Annotated in this window: 12 protein-coding genes; 3 read left to right on the forward strand and 9 right to left on the reverse strand. The window is 70.4% G+C overall.

Going from position 1 to position 13,576, the window contains the following annotated elements:
- Nucleotides 1-62: 62 nt before the first annotated feature.
- From NRO40_RS27000 to NRO40_RS27030, 7 genes are all read right to left on the reverse strand, one after another.
- Nucleotides 63-1,670 (reverse strand): amino acid adenylation domain-containing protein, encoded by a 1,608-nt coding sequence (locus NRO40_RS27000; RefSeq protein WP_058941148.1) that lies wholly within the window; start codon nt 1,668-1,670, stop codon nt 63-65.
- A gap of 63 nt (nt 1,671-1,733) precedes the next feature.
- Nucleotides 1,734-2,381 carry a phenazine biosynthesis FMN-dependent oxidase PhzG gene (phzG, locus tag NRO40_RS27005; RefSeq protein WP_058941147.1) on the reverse strand — a complete coding sequence of 216 codons (648 nt, stop codon included), beginning with the start codon at nt 2,379-2,381 and terminating at the stop codon, nt 1,734-1,736.
- A 58-nt stretch (nt 2,382-2,439) separates the two neighbouring features.
- Nucleotides 2,440-3,276, reverse strand: a complete 837-nt coding sequence (locus NRO40_RS27010; RefSeq protein ID WP_058941146.1) for a PhzF family phenazine biosynthesis protein — start codon at nt 3,274-3,276, stop codon at nt 2,440-2,442.
- A 26-nt stretch (nt 3,277-3,302) separates the two neighbouring features.
- A complete protein-coding gene (locus NRO40_RS27015) occupies nt 3,303-5,174 on the reverse strand; it encodes a chorismate-binding protein (RefSeq protein ID WP_058941145.1) in 1,872 nt (623 codons plus the stop codon).
- Complete coding sequence (locus tag NRO40_RS27020; RefSeq protein WP_058941144.1) at nt 5,171-5,794, reverse strand: isochorismatase family protein; 624 nt, start codon at nt 5,792-5,794, stop codon at nt 5,171-5,173. The genes NRO40_RS27015 and NRO40_RS27020 overlap by 4 nt, the downstream gene beginning before the upstream one ends.
- 19 nt (nt 5,795-5,813) lie before the next feature.
- On the reverse strand, nt 5,814-6,989 hold the full coding sequence (locus tag NRO40_RS27025) for a 3-deoxy-7-phosphoheptulonate synthase (RefSeq protein ID WP_058941143.1): 1,176 nt from the start codon (nt 6,987-6,989) through the stop codon (nt 5,814-5,816).
- Between the two features lie 34 nt (nt 6,990-7,023).
- Complete coding sequence (locus NRO40_RS27030; RefSeq protein WP_058941142.1) at nt 7,024-7,512, reverse strand: PhzA/PhzB family protein; 489 nt, start codon at nt 7,510-7,512, stop codon at nt 7,024-7,026.
- 417 nt (nt 7,513-7,929) lie between these two features.
- On the opposite strand from NRO40_RS27030, the gene NRO40_RS27035 reads away from it, so the two are divergent.
- The 3 genes from NRO40_RS27035 (at nt 7,930) to NRO40_RS27045 (ending at nt 10,156) form a co-directional block, all read left to right on the forward strand.
- Nucleotides 7,930-8,403, forward strand: coding sequence for a helix-turn-helix domain-containing protein (locus NRO40_RS27035; protein WP_058941209.1), 474 nt, complete (start codon nt 7,930-7,932; stop codon nt 8,401-8,403).
- A gap of 284 nt (nt 8,404-8,687) precedes the next feature.
- Complete coding sequence (locus NRO40_RS27040) at nt 8,688-8,912, forward strand: hypothetical protein (RefSeq protein WP_157901804.1); 225 nt, start codon at nt 8,688-8,690, stop codon at nt 8,910-8,912.
- A complete protein-coding gene (locus NRO40_RS27045; RefSeq protein WP_058941140.1) occupies nt 8,909-10,156 on the forward strand; it encodes an MAB_1171c family putative transporter in 1,248 nt (415 codons plus the stop codon). The genes NRO40_RS27040 and NRO40_RS27045 overlap by 4 nt, the downstream gene beginning before the upstream one ends.
- A gap of 298 nt (nt 10,157-10,454) precedes the next feature.
- On the opposite strand, the gene NRO40_RS27050 is transcribed toward NRO40_RS27045, so the two are convergent.
- Nucleotides 10,455-11,666 (reverse strand): glycoside hydrolase family 5 protein, encoded by a 1,212-nt coding sequence (locus NRO40_RS27050; RefSeq protein WP_257375536.1) that lies wholly within the window; start codon nt 11,664-11,666, stop codon nt 10,455-10,457.
- 347 nt (nt 11,667-12,013) lie between these two features.
- Nucleotides 12,014-12,898: an alpha/beta hydrolase family protein gene (locus tag NRO40_RS27055; protein ID WP_058941139.1), complete on the reverse strand. Its 885-nt coding sequence runs from the start codon at nt 12,896-12,898 to the stop codon at nt 12,014-12,016.
- Nucleotides 12,899-13,576: the final 678 nt, after the last annotated feature.

A 13,576-nucleotide genomic window follows, 5' to 3' on the forward strand; every position in this document is an offset into this window, starting at 1 on the left:
GTGGGGCGTCGGGGGAGGGGTGCGGTGACCCGGGGGAGCGCCTCCCACCACGCCGGGGGTGGTCACAGCGGGCAGGGTTCGAGCTCCCCCGACATCACCCGCTCGCGGAGCGCTCCGCGGTCGACCTTCCCGTTGGCGTTGAGCGGGAGGCGGTCCACGAGGTGGAACGTCAGCGGGATCATGTAGGGGGGTACGGAGTCGCGCAGGCCCTTCTCCACCGCGTCCACGTCCACGTCCGTGCCGCACAGGATCGCGGCCAGGACCGTCGTCCCCTCCTCGTCGCCGGGGACGGCGACGACCACGGCCTGGTCCACGCCCTCCTGGTCGCGCAGGTGCGCCTCCACCTCGCCCAGTTCGACGCGGTGGCCGAGGACCTTCACCTGCGAGTCGAGCCGCCCGGCGTAGAGAAGGGTGCCGTCCGCCGTCCTGCGGCCGATGTCGCCCGTGCGGTACCAGCTGCCGTCGGGGCGCTCGTGGAAGCTGCGCCGGGTCTGCTCCGGGGACCGCCAGTAGCCCTCGAAGACCTGCGGCCCCCGCAGGCAGATCTCCCCCGCACGGCCGTCGGCCACCGGGGTCCCGTCGGGGTCCAGCAGGGCGGCCTCCATCCCCGGGTAGGGCCTGCCGATCGGCACGATGCCGTTCGCGGAGAGGGCGGGGGAACGCTGCGGGACCCAGCGGTGCACCGTACAGGCGATGGTGGCCTCCGTCGGCCCGTAGAGGTTCTCCACCACCGACCGCGGCGCCGCCGCCTGCCAGGCCGCGGCCACCGACGCCGGAAGCGCCTCCCCGCAGAACAGGCTCCACCGCAGCGACGGCAGGCTGTCGGGCAGCAACGTCCCGCTGCCGTGCTGCAGCACCGCGAGCGAGGGCACCGAGAACCAGACGGTGATCTCCTGGTCACGGATGAAGTCCAGCGGCGCGCGGAGGTCCGGGCCGTCCAGCGGCACCAGGCAGCCGCCGCTGCTCCACGCCATGAACAGGTCGAAGACGGAGAGGTCGAAGGTCTGGTCGAAGGTGTTGCTGAAGCGGTCCGTGGGCGAGAAGTCGTACCGCTCGGCGTTCACCCGCAGGAACGCGCTCACATTGGCGTGTGAGACGGGCACCCCCTTGGGACGGCCGGTCGACCCCGAGGTGAACAGCAGGTACGCCGTGTCGTCGGGACCGGTGACCGACGGCTCCGGCAAGGGCGTCCGGCCCTCGACGGCACCGCGGGTGAGGACGCCCGGACCGGGGTCCAGCCCGGCGGGAACCTCGTCCGACTCCGGCAACAGGACCGGCGGGGCGTCCCGCAGACCGCCCAGCAACCGCGCGGCGTGGGGGAGCGAGCCGTCGTCGACGAGCAGGGCGTCGAGGTCGGAGCGCTCCACGACGTCCTGGTTGCGGGCCACCGGGTACTTCCTGTTGAGCGGCACGGCCGCCGCACCCGCGTACAGGGCCGCGAGGAAACCGGCGTAGGTGACGAGGCTGCGGTGGCCGAGGACGCCCACGCGTCGTGGACGGGCGCTCACCTCCAGCAGGGCCGCGGCCCACCGGCGGGCGACGTGGTCGAGTTCGGCGTAGGTGTGGAGGCGGCCGCCGAGGGACAGGGCGGCGCGGTGCGGATGCTGTCGCACCGAGGAGCGGAAGCCGGAGTGGAGCGATCGGAGGGACGGGGGGCCGGTGTCCTGCATGAGTTCCTCGCGTTCCGTGTCGTGGGCGTACCGGGCCGGCGCCCGGCTGGGTACGGGGACGGGTCAGGGTTGGAGTCGGCTGACTGCCCAGCCCGATCCCGAGCGGTCGTAGCGCAGGCGCTCGTGCAGCCGGTCGCGGCCGTTGGCCCAGAACTCGATCTCGACGGGGCGCAGTTCGTACGCCACGAAGGCCGGGGGCCGGGGCAGCGGCCGGCCGGTGCCCGCCAGGCGCCCGGCCCGTTCGCGCAGTTCGGAGACGTCCTGGAGGCCGTTCAGGGGCTCGCTCTGGCGTGACGCCGTCGACATGGCGTGCGTGAAGGGGGGACGGGCGGTCCACAACGCCTCGGTCGCGGCCTCCGGCAGCCGTTCCACCGGGCCGGCGACGACGACCTGCCGGCTGGTCTCGCGCCAGTAGAGCACGCCGGAGGCCCACGGGTTGCTCTCCAGCTCCCTGCCCTTCCGGCTGCCCAGGTGGGTGGCGAAGACCAGCCCCGTGCGGGTCAGCCGGTTCAGCACGACGATGCGCGAGGACGTGCGGCCGCGGACGTCGGCCGTGGCCAGGGCGAGCGCGCCCGGCTCGCGGACCCGGTGTCCCTCGGCCTCCTCCAACCAGCCGCCCAGCAGCGCGAGGGGGTCGGGCGGGGGTGCGACGTACTCCGGGAAGGGGAGTTCCACGGTCCCGGTGAGGGATTCCGACCTCGTGCTGTTCAACGGACCTCCGACTGTCGGGGTGGGCGGACGTGCGGCCGTCCCGGCGACGCGCCGCGGATCACAGGTGGAGCGTTCCGTCGATGACGACGACACCGTCACCGCCCACCGTGACGGACGTGACGACGTCGCCCGCGCCCTCGGCCCGGGCGTGCATCGTCGACGGCCGCCCCATCTCGGCCCCCTGCACGATCCGGACGTCCCGGCCGTACCCGGCCACGCCGTGCCGCGCCAGGTGGATCGCGATGGGGCCGGCGGCGGACCCGGTGGCGGCGTCCTCCACGACGCCGTAGGCCGGCGAGAACATCCGGCTGCGCCACCGCGTGCCCTGCCCGGCGATGCAGTTGGCGGCCATGTCGGGAAACCGGGCGAGCGCGCGGTGGTCGGGTTCGAGCGCGGACAGTTCCTCGACACTGCCCAGGGCGACCAGTACGTGCCGGGGGCCGTTGCGGTAGATCTCCACCGGCAGGGCGGTCTCGCGCACGCCCAGGGCGGCGAGGAGCGCGTCCTCCTCGTCGAACTCCTCCCAGACGGGGACCGGTTGCCGCATCCACGCCGAGGTCACCACCCCCTGGCGGACGGTCAGTTCGAAGGGGATGACGCCCATCGCGGTCTCCAACGTCAGCCGGTCCACGCCGCGGCGGGTGCCCAGGGCGATGGCCGTGCCGAGCAGCGGATGCCCCGCGAACGGCAGTTCGTTGACCGGGGTGAAGACCCGGACGTGCGCGTCACCCCCCTGCCGGGGCGGCAGGACGAACGTGGTCTCGGACAGGTTCATCTCCCGGGCGATGCGCTGCATCCGCTCGGCGTCGAGGCCGTCGGCGTCGAGGTAGACGGCCACCGGATTGCCCTTGAGTGCTTCGTCGGTGAAGGCGTCGACGACGACGTAGGGGTACATGGATCCTCCTGACGGGTGCCGTGTGTTCAGCGGCCGAGGGCGTCGCGCAGGGCGCGGGCCAGGATGCGCGGCCCGCCGTGGGTGAGGACGGACTCGGCGTGGAACTGCAGGGACACGAAGTGCGGGCCGCGCAGCGCGTGCACCTCCCCGGTCCGGCGGTCGCGGCTCACCTCCACCACGCCGACGCCGTGGACCTCCCGCTTGTCCTCCTGACTGCGGGCGGCGAAGGAGTTGTAGAACCCGACGCGTTCGGGCGAGCCGAACAGGTCGATCTCCTTCTGCAGCCCCTGGCTCGGGGAAGGGAGCCGGGAGACCTCGAAACCCAGCGCCATGCCGAGCACCTGGTGGCTGAGGCACACGGCGACGAAGGGCAGACCGCGCTCCAGCAGCGCACGCACCGTCCGGTGTAGGTGCGCCATCTTGGGGTGCGCGACGTCGGTCGGGTCGCCGGGGCCCGGGCCCATCACCACCACGTCGTACCCGTCGAGGGTGTGGTCCCGGTCGTACCGGCGGACCGTCACCTCGGTCCCCACCGTGCGCAGCTGGTGCGCGATCATCGCGGTGAAGGTGTCCTCCGCGTCGACGACCAGGACGCGGCAGCCGGTGAGCTCCGGGCTCCGCACGGCGTGGTCGGCGGTGTCGCGCAGCCAGAAGCGGGCGAGGGTCTCGTTGCGCCGCTCCAGCTCGGCGCGGACTCGCGGATGGCCGGCGAAGCGTTCGCCGCCGCCGGCCTCCAGGGCCGATACGAGCCCGGCCGCCTTGGCGCGGGTCTCGACCACTTCGGAGGCCGGGTCGGAGTGGCGCACCAGGGTGCTGCCGACCCCGATCCGGACCCGGCCGGAGCCGTCGATGTCCGCCGTCCGGATCAGGATGGCGGAGTCCAGGGCGCGGCGCCCCCGGGCGTCGCGCCCGATCAGCGCGGCGACCCCGCTGTAGTAGCCCCGCCCCTGCGGCTCGAAGCGGTCGATGACGCGGCAGGCGCTCTCCAGCGGTGATCCGGTCACGGTCGGCGCGAACAGCGTCTCGCGCAGGATGTCGCGCACGTCCAGCTCGGTACGGCCCTCGATGAAGTACTCCGTGTGGGCCAGGTGGGCCATCTCCTTGAGGTGCGGGCCGCTCACCCGGCCGCCCTCCTCGCAGATCCGGGCCATCATCTTCAGCTCCTCGTCGACGACCATGAACAGCTCGTCGGCCTCCTTGCGGTCGGCGAGGAAGTCCAGGACGTCCGGAAGGGCCGGGCCGCCGGCCGGGTAGCGGTAGGTGCCGCTGATCGGGTTCATCACGGCCGTGCCGCCGTCGACGCTGATGTGCCGCTCGGGCGAGGCGCCCACGAAGGTCCGCTCACCGGTGTGGATGAGGAAGGTCCAGTAGGCGCTCGTCTCCCGCTGCAGCAGGCGGTTGAAGAAGGACAGCGCGCTGCGCGGCCCGTAGTCGGTGATGTCCGCGACGAACGACCGCTTGATGACGAAGTTCGCCCCTTCGCCGGTGGAGATCGCGTCGTCGATCACGGAGCGGACGACCTCTTCGTAGGCGGCGTCGTCCACGTCGAAGCGGCTCCCGCTCAGCGGCGTGGGCACGTCGGGCAGGCGGGCCCGGACGGCCGCGAGGGGCAGCCGCTGCTGCCCGCCGACCCGCAGCGCGAGCAGGGGCGACCCGTCGTCGGGGGCCGGGTACCCGCGCTCGGTGATCTGCCGGTACGGGACCACCACCAGCAGTTCGTGGGTGGAGGGCGCGGGGACCGCGGGTTCCGCCAGGGGCAGGTCGGCGAGGGAGGCGGGCGTCGACATCCGCCCGACGAGCACGTCGAGAGCGTCGCGGCCCGCTGCTTCCGGGCGGTGCAGCAGCGCGTACGCCTGCGCCCGGTCCCGCAGGACGTCGTCCAGGAGGTCCTCGTTCACCCGAAGACCTCCTTCGCCGTCACGACCTTCCCGCAGCGCCCGGCGGTGTAGTCGAGCGCGAGCCGGTGGTGGTGTTCCGAGAAGTCGGCGACGGCGTCGGCGACCAGGAAGGGCTGGATGTCGTGGGTGAACGCCTCGACGGCCGTCATCAGGACGCCCACGTGGGCGTAGACCCCGCACAGGATCAGCTGGTCCCGGCCGCTGGAGCGGAGCAGGTCGAGCAGGGGGGAGTCGAAGAACGCGCTGTAGCGCCACTTGGTGAGGAGCCAGTCGCCCTCGGCGGGTGCGAGCTCGTCGACGATCTGCCGGTCGGCGGGCGCCGGACGCATGCCGGGCCCCCAGAAGTCCTTGAGCAGACCGCGCTGCTGCTCGGTCATGCCACCGGGCTGTGCCGTGTAGGCCACGGGCACGCCGTGTGCGACGCACTGCCGGCGCAGGTCGGCGGCCCGCCGGACCAGCTGTCCGCGCATCCCGGACGGCAGGGGGGCCAGGAAGTAGCGCTGCATGTCGTGGACGAGCAGGACGGCGCGGTTCGCGTCGGGGGTCCAGTCCACGGAGTTGGCGGGCAGGTCGCCCGTGGTCGGCAGAGGATAGGGGTCGATCCGCGGTATACCAGGCATGACCTTCCTCGGGGGCGTGTCAGGAACTCCAGGCGGACAGCACGGCAACGGCCTGACGCGGGTTCAGGCGGGGGTCGCACAGACTCGTGTACTTGTCGCCCACGCGCCCGAGGTCGGCGTCGCGGGAGACACATTCGGTGACGTCGTCGGGGGTGGTCTCGAGGTGCAGCCCGCCGCAGACTCCCCGCTCGGCGGTCACGGCGCCCTGGAAGCCGGCCACCTCCTCGGCGATGGCCTTCACCCGCCGCGTCTTCGCCCCGCCCGGCGCCGTCACGGTGTTGCCGTGCATGGGATCGGTGAGCCAGACGACGGGGTGGCCGGCCGAGCGCACGGCCGCCACGAGCGGCGGCAGGCGCTCGGCGACGCGGTCGGCTCCCATCCGCGCGATGAGGGTGAGGCGGCCCGGCTCGCGCCGGGGGTCCAACCGTGCGCACAGGGCGAGCAGTTCCGACGGCGTCACCGTGGGGCCGATCTTGCACGCCACCGGATTGCCCACCCGTGACAGCAGGGCGACGTGGGCGCCGTCGACCCGCCGGGTGCGCTCACCGATCCAGGGCCAGTGCGTGGAGCCCAGGAAGAGGCGCCCCTCGTCGTCCTCCCGGAGCATGGGCAGCTCGTAGTCGAGGAGCAGGGCCTCGTGGCTCGTCCACACCAGTGGGGCGATGAGGTCGTGGCCCGTGGCCCCGGTCCTCCAGCCGAGGTGCCCCATGATCTCCCTCGCGACCCCGTAACCCGTCAGGACGCGCCGTGGGTCGCCACGTCTGACCTCGGGGTCGGGTTCGGGCCCGTTCACCATGTGCCCCCGGTACGAGGGGAGTTCCAGGCCGTTCAGGGTTTCGGTGGGGCGGGAGCGGGGCTTGGTGAACTGGCCCGCGATGCGCCCGACCCGGACGACCGGCTTGGCCGTGTTCATCCGCAGCACTCCGGCGAGCAGGTCCAGCAGGGCCGCCTTGCGCGCGACGTCGCCCGGCGCGCGTTCGCCGAAGTCCTCGGCGCAGTCGCCGGCCTGCACCACCAGGGCCTCGCCCGCGGCGACACGGGCGAGGAAGCCCCGCAGCGTCTTCAGGTCGGCCGGCCGTACGAGCGCCGGGCGGCGGGCCAGTTCCGCCCGGACCCCTTCGGCTTCCGCCGCGTCGGGCCACTCGGGTTGTTGCAGCGCTTCGCGGGCACGGATGTCACGCAGCACTTCCTGCACTGTGGTCTCCCAGAGGTGCGAAGGGGCGTGCCGGTCAGGTGGGTATGCCGGCGCGCCTGACCTGCGGGACGGGGATGCCGAGCGCGCGCAGCTGCTCGAACGGGTTCATGAACTCGCGCTGGAGCTTGATCTTCCCGTTCTCCAGTTCGAACGCGTGCAGGAAGTGGTTGGCGTAGTGCCCCTCGGGATACCCCTCGAAGAGGATCTTGCCGCGTCCGTCGCACTCGACCCAGAAGCGGTTCGGGTCCTGGGTCTCGAAGATCTCGATGTTGTACCACTCCCAGTCCGGGAAGCACTTGAGGGACCACACGGCGTGCTCCGCCAGCCGGTCGCGGCCGTTGATGACGATCGGCGACCCGGTGTCGTTCGTCCACAGGCCGCCCTTGCCGTCCTCCGTGAACAGCTGGTGGCGCTTGAGCCGGTCCTGACCCTTGGTGTTCATGTACTGCTCGACCGTGGCCCGGTTGAGCCGACGCAGCTCGGCTTCGTCGGTGTGCGCGGGCGACTGCGCGACGTCCGGCATGGTTGCCCTCCGTGAGGATGCGGTGGAAGAGGTGCGGGGGTGGCGCCGTGCTCTCGACGTGGGCGGTGGGGCGGCAGCGCGATGACCCGTCCGCGGGAGTGGGTCCGCGGACCCTCGGGCCGAGTGCCGGGCGGGTCGGCGACGTCCGGGTGGGGAGCGCCGGCTTGTACACCCGTGTGGCGGAGCGTGCGACGACCGGCGGTGCACGGCCCCACCCGCGCGACGGGGCTTCCCCCTCCTCGTACTCGGGTGCCTCGAAACCCGGTGGACTCCCGGCTGCCTGCGGCCCACGCTAAGAGAGATCAAGTCGGGGTGTCAACTGGCGTAAGAGGCTGATCATGATCATCTCCACACTGGTGGAGAGCTATGCTGGAGTCCGACGTGTGGGCAGGGTCGAGGTACGAGAGAGGGGGCACCGTGACGGAACCGGCGCCCGACGCCACTCCCACTTTCGCTGATCGGCTCAACCGCCTCTTCGAGGTCGTGGCGCCGCCGGGCCGGGGGCCGTACAGCACCGACGAGGTGGCTCGCGCGATCACCGCGAGCGGGGTCTCCATCTCCAGCAGTTACATCTGGCTCTTGCGCAACGGGCAGCGGAACAATCCGACGCTGCGTCATATCAGCGCGCTGGCGAAGTTCTTCGGCGTGCCGCCTGCCTACTTCTTCGACGACCAGGTGACCGAAGCGGTCGACGCCGAACTCGAACTGCTGGTGTCCCTCCGCGATGCGGGGGTCCAGCGGATCGCGCTTCGAGCGGCCGGTCTCTCCTCCGAAAGCCTGCACTCGATCAGCGACATCATCGAGCGCATCAGGGACCTGGAAGGTCTCTCCAAGGAAGACGGTAACGCCCCGAAGAATCCGCGTCCACTCCCCACGGAAGAGCTTGAATGAACCTGCGTCGCCGTTGCGAAGAGATAGTTCGCCGTATCGATGGCTTCGATTCATTACCCATGGAAAAGCTCTGTGAAAAGGTCGGGTTACATACCGGTCGGCCGATCGTTCTGGAAGGGATTCCTTTCACCGGGGGATCGCCCAGCGGGGTCTGGATATCCACCGGGAAAATCGATTACATATTCCATGACAGTCGTGCCACACCCCTGCACAGGGAACATGTCGTCGCGCATGAACTCGGGCACATCCTGTGCGACCACCGGTGCGGCGGGGAACTCACGGAGTTGTCCGCCCTCCTGATGCCCAACCTGTCGCCGGACATGGTCACCCGGGTCCTCCACCGGACCCGCTACGACGTCGTGGAGGAGCAGGAGGCCGAGACCATCGCCTCCCTCCTCATGTACAGGTCGAGGCGCTGCCCGAGTACGGCCTCCAGGGGCGGCGGACCCGTCCGCGACGCGATCAGACGAGTCGAGAGGACCCTGCTCCGCCGGCGGGCATCGTCGTGATCACGGTCCTGAACGCGTTCTGCGCCGTCGCGGCCACCGTCGGGCTCGGGTACATGCTGCGCGCGCTGTACCACGACAGGGGTGACGTGGCGCTCCGCTACCTCTGCGTCGTCTTCGGGCTCTCCGTCGTCGGCTTCACCCTTCTGATCCCCGCGGTATGGGTGAGGGTGGACGCCCTGTTCGACGCGCCCAACATCGCCGCCCTGCTGGCGGGGAACTGCGTGACAGGGCTCGTCTTCGGCCAGCAGATCGTTCTCCAGTACTGGATCCACCCACCCGCCGAGGCCCGTCGGAGGGCCCGGAGGCGGATCGTCCTGTGCGCCCTCGTCCTGATCGCGATGGCCCTGCTGTTCGCCCAGCTCGACCCCTCGGTGCAGCGCCCGCGGGACTTCAGCGTCTATTACGGCCCTTCTTCCTACTACTTCACCTACCTCCTGCTCTACGTGTTCGTCTACACGAGCGGTGAGGTGCTCATCGCCCGTACCGCCTGGCGGAACGCGAAGGAGACGCAAGACGTCCACCTCAGGCGCGGCCTGCGGTTCCTTTCGATAGGTTCCTGGCTCACCCTCGGTTACAGCGCGGTCAGGATCATCAACCTCTTCGGGCCGCGCCTCGGATTCGACCTGTCGCACCGGGACGACGTCTCCGTCGTCTTCGGGAACGCCGGAGCCCTGCTCGCCATGCTCGGTTTCACCTTCCCCGGCTGGGGTCCGCGTCTCTCGCTCGTGATCCGCTGGTGCGTCAATCTGGTCAACTACCACCGCCTTTACCACCTGTGGGCGACGATGCACCGGACCGTCCCCGAAATCGCCCTCTTCCCACCCCGCAATCGGATCCGCGACCTGTTGAAACTCACCGAACTGGAATACCGCCTCTACCGCCGGGTGATCGAGATCAGGGACGGCCAGCTCTTCCTCCTGCCCTACGCCGACTCCACAGCGGTCGACGGCGCGGCGCGTTCCGCCCGGCGAGCGGGCCTGGGCAGGGACGAGATCAAGGCGGTCACCGCGGCGGTGGCGATCAGGACGGCAGTGGAGCGCAGATCACGGGGGCGACCGGGCGACGAGGGGCTGGTGCTGCATCCGTCCGCGCATGCCGCCGGCCCCGACCTGGACTGCGAGGTGGCCGAGCTGCTGCACATCTCGGGCGAGTTGAGGAGGGTACACCTCGCGTCCACCCTTGGCGGGGGCGCGCCGGAGCAGGGCCCGGCCGAAGCCCCGGGGAGGGAGGCGGACGCCGCCTGACGCCCACGCCGGCCGCCCTCGGCGGGCGCCGCGCGCCGCCCGCCGCACGACGGGCGCGCTCGGAACCACCCCGTGCCCTGGCGGGCGAGCCCGCCAGGGCACGGGGTGCGGGGGCGGGAGCTTCGGGGTGCGAAGCCGACCCGGAGCGGGACGGTCCGCCCTCGCCGTGTTGTCGCTCGGCAGACGTGATACTGGGGTCGGCGCGCGGCTTGGTGAGAGCGCACAGCGTGTGTCTCCTCGCCCCGGCCGAACCGCGCGCCCAGCGAGGTGCGTACTCGCCGTCGAGTCCCCGGTCCTGCTACGCGCCCGACGGAAGGGCCGAGCCGGCGACACGGGCGCCGACGCCGCTCATGATGGCATCGATGATGCCCTGCTGAGTCACCGTGAGGGACCGCCGGTCGAACAGCCCGAACCCGTACCGCTCAGTCGCCCCATTGTCCCAGTACACGGGGGCTGCCCCGTACTTCTTGGCAGTCGCCGCCACGGCCCGTGCGAAGTCCGCGCGGTACCTGTTGTTCGATGAATCGAACGATGACTTGTCGATCGCGCCGTATTCGCCGACGACCACCGGATAGCCCTTCGTGACGAATGTTTCGTACATCTTTTTCAGTTGCGAATCCAGATAGGCCTCCTGTCCCCAGGACGACGTTCTCGACGGATTGGTCGCGGCTCGCCCCCACTGTGTGATGGTGCCGGTTTCCTCTCCGGCGAAGTCCCAGGGGCTGTAGTGATGAACGGAGATCATGATCCGCCGCTCACCGGCGGGAATGGAAGGGGACCGATACTGGTCGGACGGGACCGCGAAGCCGTAATTCCCGGCGGTGTAATCGATGTTGGTGTTCCAGCCGGGAACGAGCAGCCACCTGGAACTGTTGTGTCCACCGGACTTCCGTACGGTGTCCACGAAGATCTGGTTGTAACTGTTGATGTTCGAGTAGCACGGTTGGGTCGGGCGGCCGAACTGCCCGTCGAACTCCTCGTTCATGGACTCCAGGATCAGGCGCTGGTCGTAGTCCTTGAACCTGTTCGCGATCTGCTGCCAGGTTTTCTGGTACTTGGCCTTGATCCCCGCTTGGGAGGGGGCGTCGCAGATCAGCCAGGAACCGTTGACGGTCTTGTAGCCGTCGCCGTGCATGTTGATGATCACATGCAGGCCCCTGTTGTAGCCGTAGTCGACGACCTGTTGGATCCTGTTCAGCCAGGAGGGGTCAATCGTGTGATTCGGGCCGGGTCCTATGTGTCCCAAGTAGGAGACGGGGATGCGGATCGTTTTGAATCCGGCAGCCCGCACTTTGTCGATCAGGGCTTGTGTCACGGTCGGCTGGCCCCATGCCGTTTCGCTGGGGTATCCGTTGGTGGTTGCTTCGAGCTGGTTGCCCAGATTCCAGCCCGCGCCCATGTCGGCCACGATCTGCGAGGCGCTTGACCGTGCCACGGTGTCGGCGGCCGATGCCTGATTCGCCGCACCGTACGCAGATGCGGCAATCGTCAACAGGACGGCAAGGAACATGGCTCTGATCTTCTCTGCCGGTGAAACCATGCGCTTTCCTCTCTTCCTCTCTCGAGGGTGTCGGGCCCCGAGTGGACATGTCGGTCCGAGTGCGTGCGGCCGGGGCCGGCGGGTGTTCGGGGGCGCGGGTCACGCGCCCAAGATCCTGGGAACGTACACAGTCCGGGACGCCGCGGCAGACCTCGCACGCTTCCGGGAAGTGATCGGAGCGGTGAAGCACCTTCTGTTGCGAGCGAGGGCCGGGCGCCACGCTGTTGTAAGTCCGCGGGCGGTCACGTCTCCTGCACGGCCCCGGATGCGCCGCGATCAGGGGAAACGCGCGCGCTCAGGCCATGCGTGGTCGTTCCTCAGCCCAGCACGGATTCCCAGGTGGTGGTGCTGGAGGTGGCGCCGGCGCGAAGGCGGTCGCGGGCCGCGTCGTCGCCGTACAGGCTCCATCGCATCCAGTCCACGGATGTGGTGACGGTCCGGGAGTCGCCGAAGTAGTCACTGTGGCCGGCGCCGCGGAAGGTGAGGAACGCCTTGGCGGCGGGCAGTTCCCGATAGGCCTGACGGGCGGAGGAGATCGGGCAGGTGCCGTCCCGGTCGCCGTGCACGAACAGGACCTTGGCGCGGACCGACGGGCTCGGGTTCCCCATGTCCACGCACGACATGGGGATCGCCGCGGTGATCCGCGCGTCCGGCCAGGCCGTGAGCAGGCCATGGGTGGTCATGCCGCCCATCGAGTGGCCGGAGACGCCGACTCCGACCGCTGTGTTGACGTGGCCGGCCAGCGGGTCCCCGGCCGTGTTCAGCGCCAGGGTCCGGGTGATGACCTCGGAGACGTCCTTGGACTGGTTGCCGTTGTGGACGTCCCCGCCGTTGAGGTGGGCGAAGTGGGGGGCGGGGACGATGAAGCCCGCCTCGGCCAGAGGGCGGATCACCGCCAGGGACTTCTGCGGGCTGCTGCTGAAGCCGTGCATGAACTCGCAGACCGGGAAGACGCCCCGGGCGACGGGGGCGTTGGCGACCGGGGAGCCACCGGGGGCGCCGGTGGCGGGGTAGTAGACGTAGGTGGTCCACCGGCGGCTGCCGCGGCTCCAGGCGTACTGGCGCACGCCGACCGCGAACCGCTGGGTCGGGGCGCCGGCCCTCGCGGTGGCACCTGCATGTCCCGTGCCGAGCAGGGACATGCCTACGCCCGCTGCTCCGGCTGCGCTCAGGGTCAGGAAACAACGCCGTTGCATGGTCATGAAGACTCCTGGTGGGGGGATGCGGAGCGCTGCTCGGGTAGGTGTCGGGAGGGGCGTCGGGGATCGCCGCGGCGGTGACGCCGACCGAGGTGGTGGGGCTGGTCACGTCGGTGTCGCGCACGGTGGAGGACGCTCCGGTCATGCGTGTGGAAGGGACCGTGGTGATGACCGATGTGATCTGGCCTCGCCGGCGGAGACACGGTGAGCCCGTGGACACCGGCGACCCGTGAATCGCACGGATGCAACCCTTCGCCCCGCCTGCCTGCCCATCGGATGGGGGGTGGGAAGACCGCGGAAGCGCCGCGAGGTGCCTTTCCTCCCCTCGTCGTGCGCCGCGCTTCTGGGAGCGTTCCCATGCTCTTGCAACAGGTAGAGTCCCCATGGGGTTCCCATCTGTCAATCATCGGCGCCCAACTCTGTTGCCTTCGACGCGCATTCGACGAATCGCGAGGCAGGAGGCGCTGTGTGGTGTTGCCGGTGGGCGTGCAGGACCTCGGGTCCGGGCACGCACGCGTCGGCCATCGCGGCGTACTGTCGCGCTTCGCTTCGGCTGGATTCCCCTTGTCGCCGACATTCGCCCCGTGCCTCCGTCAGGGAATCGCCGGTGGCCGACCGGCGCGCCGGGAGTCACCGGACGAGCCATGGTCATGGCGGCGACGTGGAAGGGGCCCGGGCCCG

It is taken from the genome of Streptomyces changanensis, from assembly GCF_024600715.1.
GTDB classification, from domain to species: Bacteria; Actinomycetota; Actinomycetes; order Streptomycetales; family Streptomycetaceae; genus Streptomyces; species Streptomyces changanensis.

Bases quoted from the DNA above. Each gene is read 5' to 3' on its own strand.
- NRO40_RS27000 (WP_058941148.1), bottom strand. From the start codon at position 1,670: ATGCAGGACACCGGCCCCCCGTCCCTCCGATCGCTCCACTCCGGCTTC.
- NRO40_RS27050 (WP_257375536.1), bottom strand. From the start codon at position 11,666: ATGTTCCTTGCCGTCCTGTTGACGATTGCCGCATCTGCGTACGGTGCG.
- NRO40_RS27010 (WP_058941146.1), bottom strand. From the start codon at position 3,276: ATGTACCCCTACGTCGTCGTCGACGCCTTCACCGACGAAGCACTCAAG.
- NRO40_RS27055 (WP_058941139.1), bottom strand. From the start codon at position 12,898: ATGACCATGCAACGGCGTTGTTTCCTGACCCTGAGCGCAGCCGGAGCA.
- NRO40_RS27030 (WP_058941142.1), bottom strand. From the start codon at position 7,512: ATGCCGGACGTCGCGCAGTCGCCCGCGCACACCGACGAAGCCGAGCTG.
- NRO40_RS27020 (WP_058941144.1), bottom strand. From the start codon at position 5,794: ATGCCTGGTATACCGCGGATCGACCCCTATCCTCTGCCGACCACGGGC.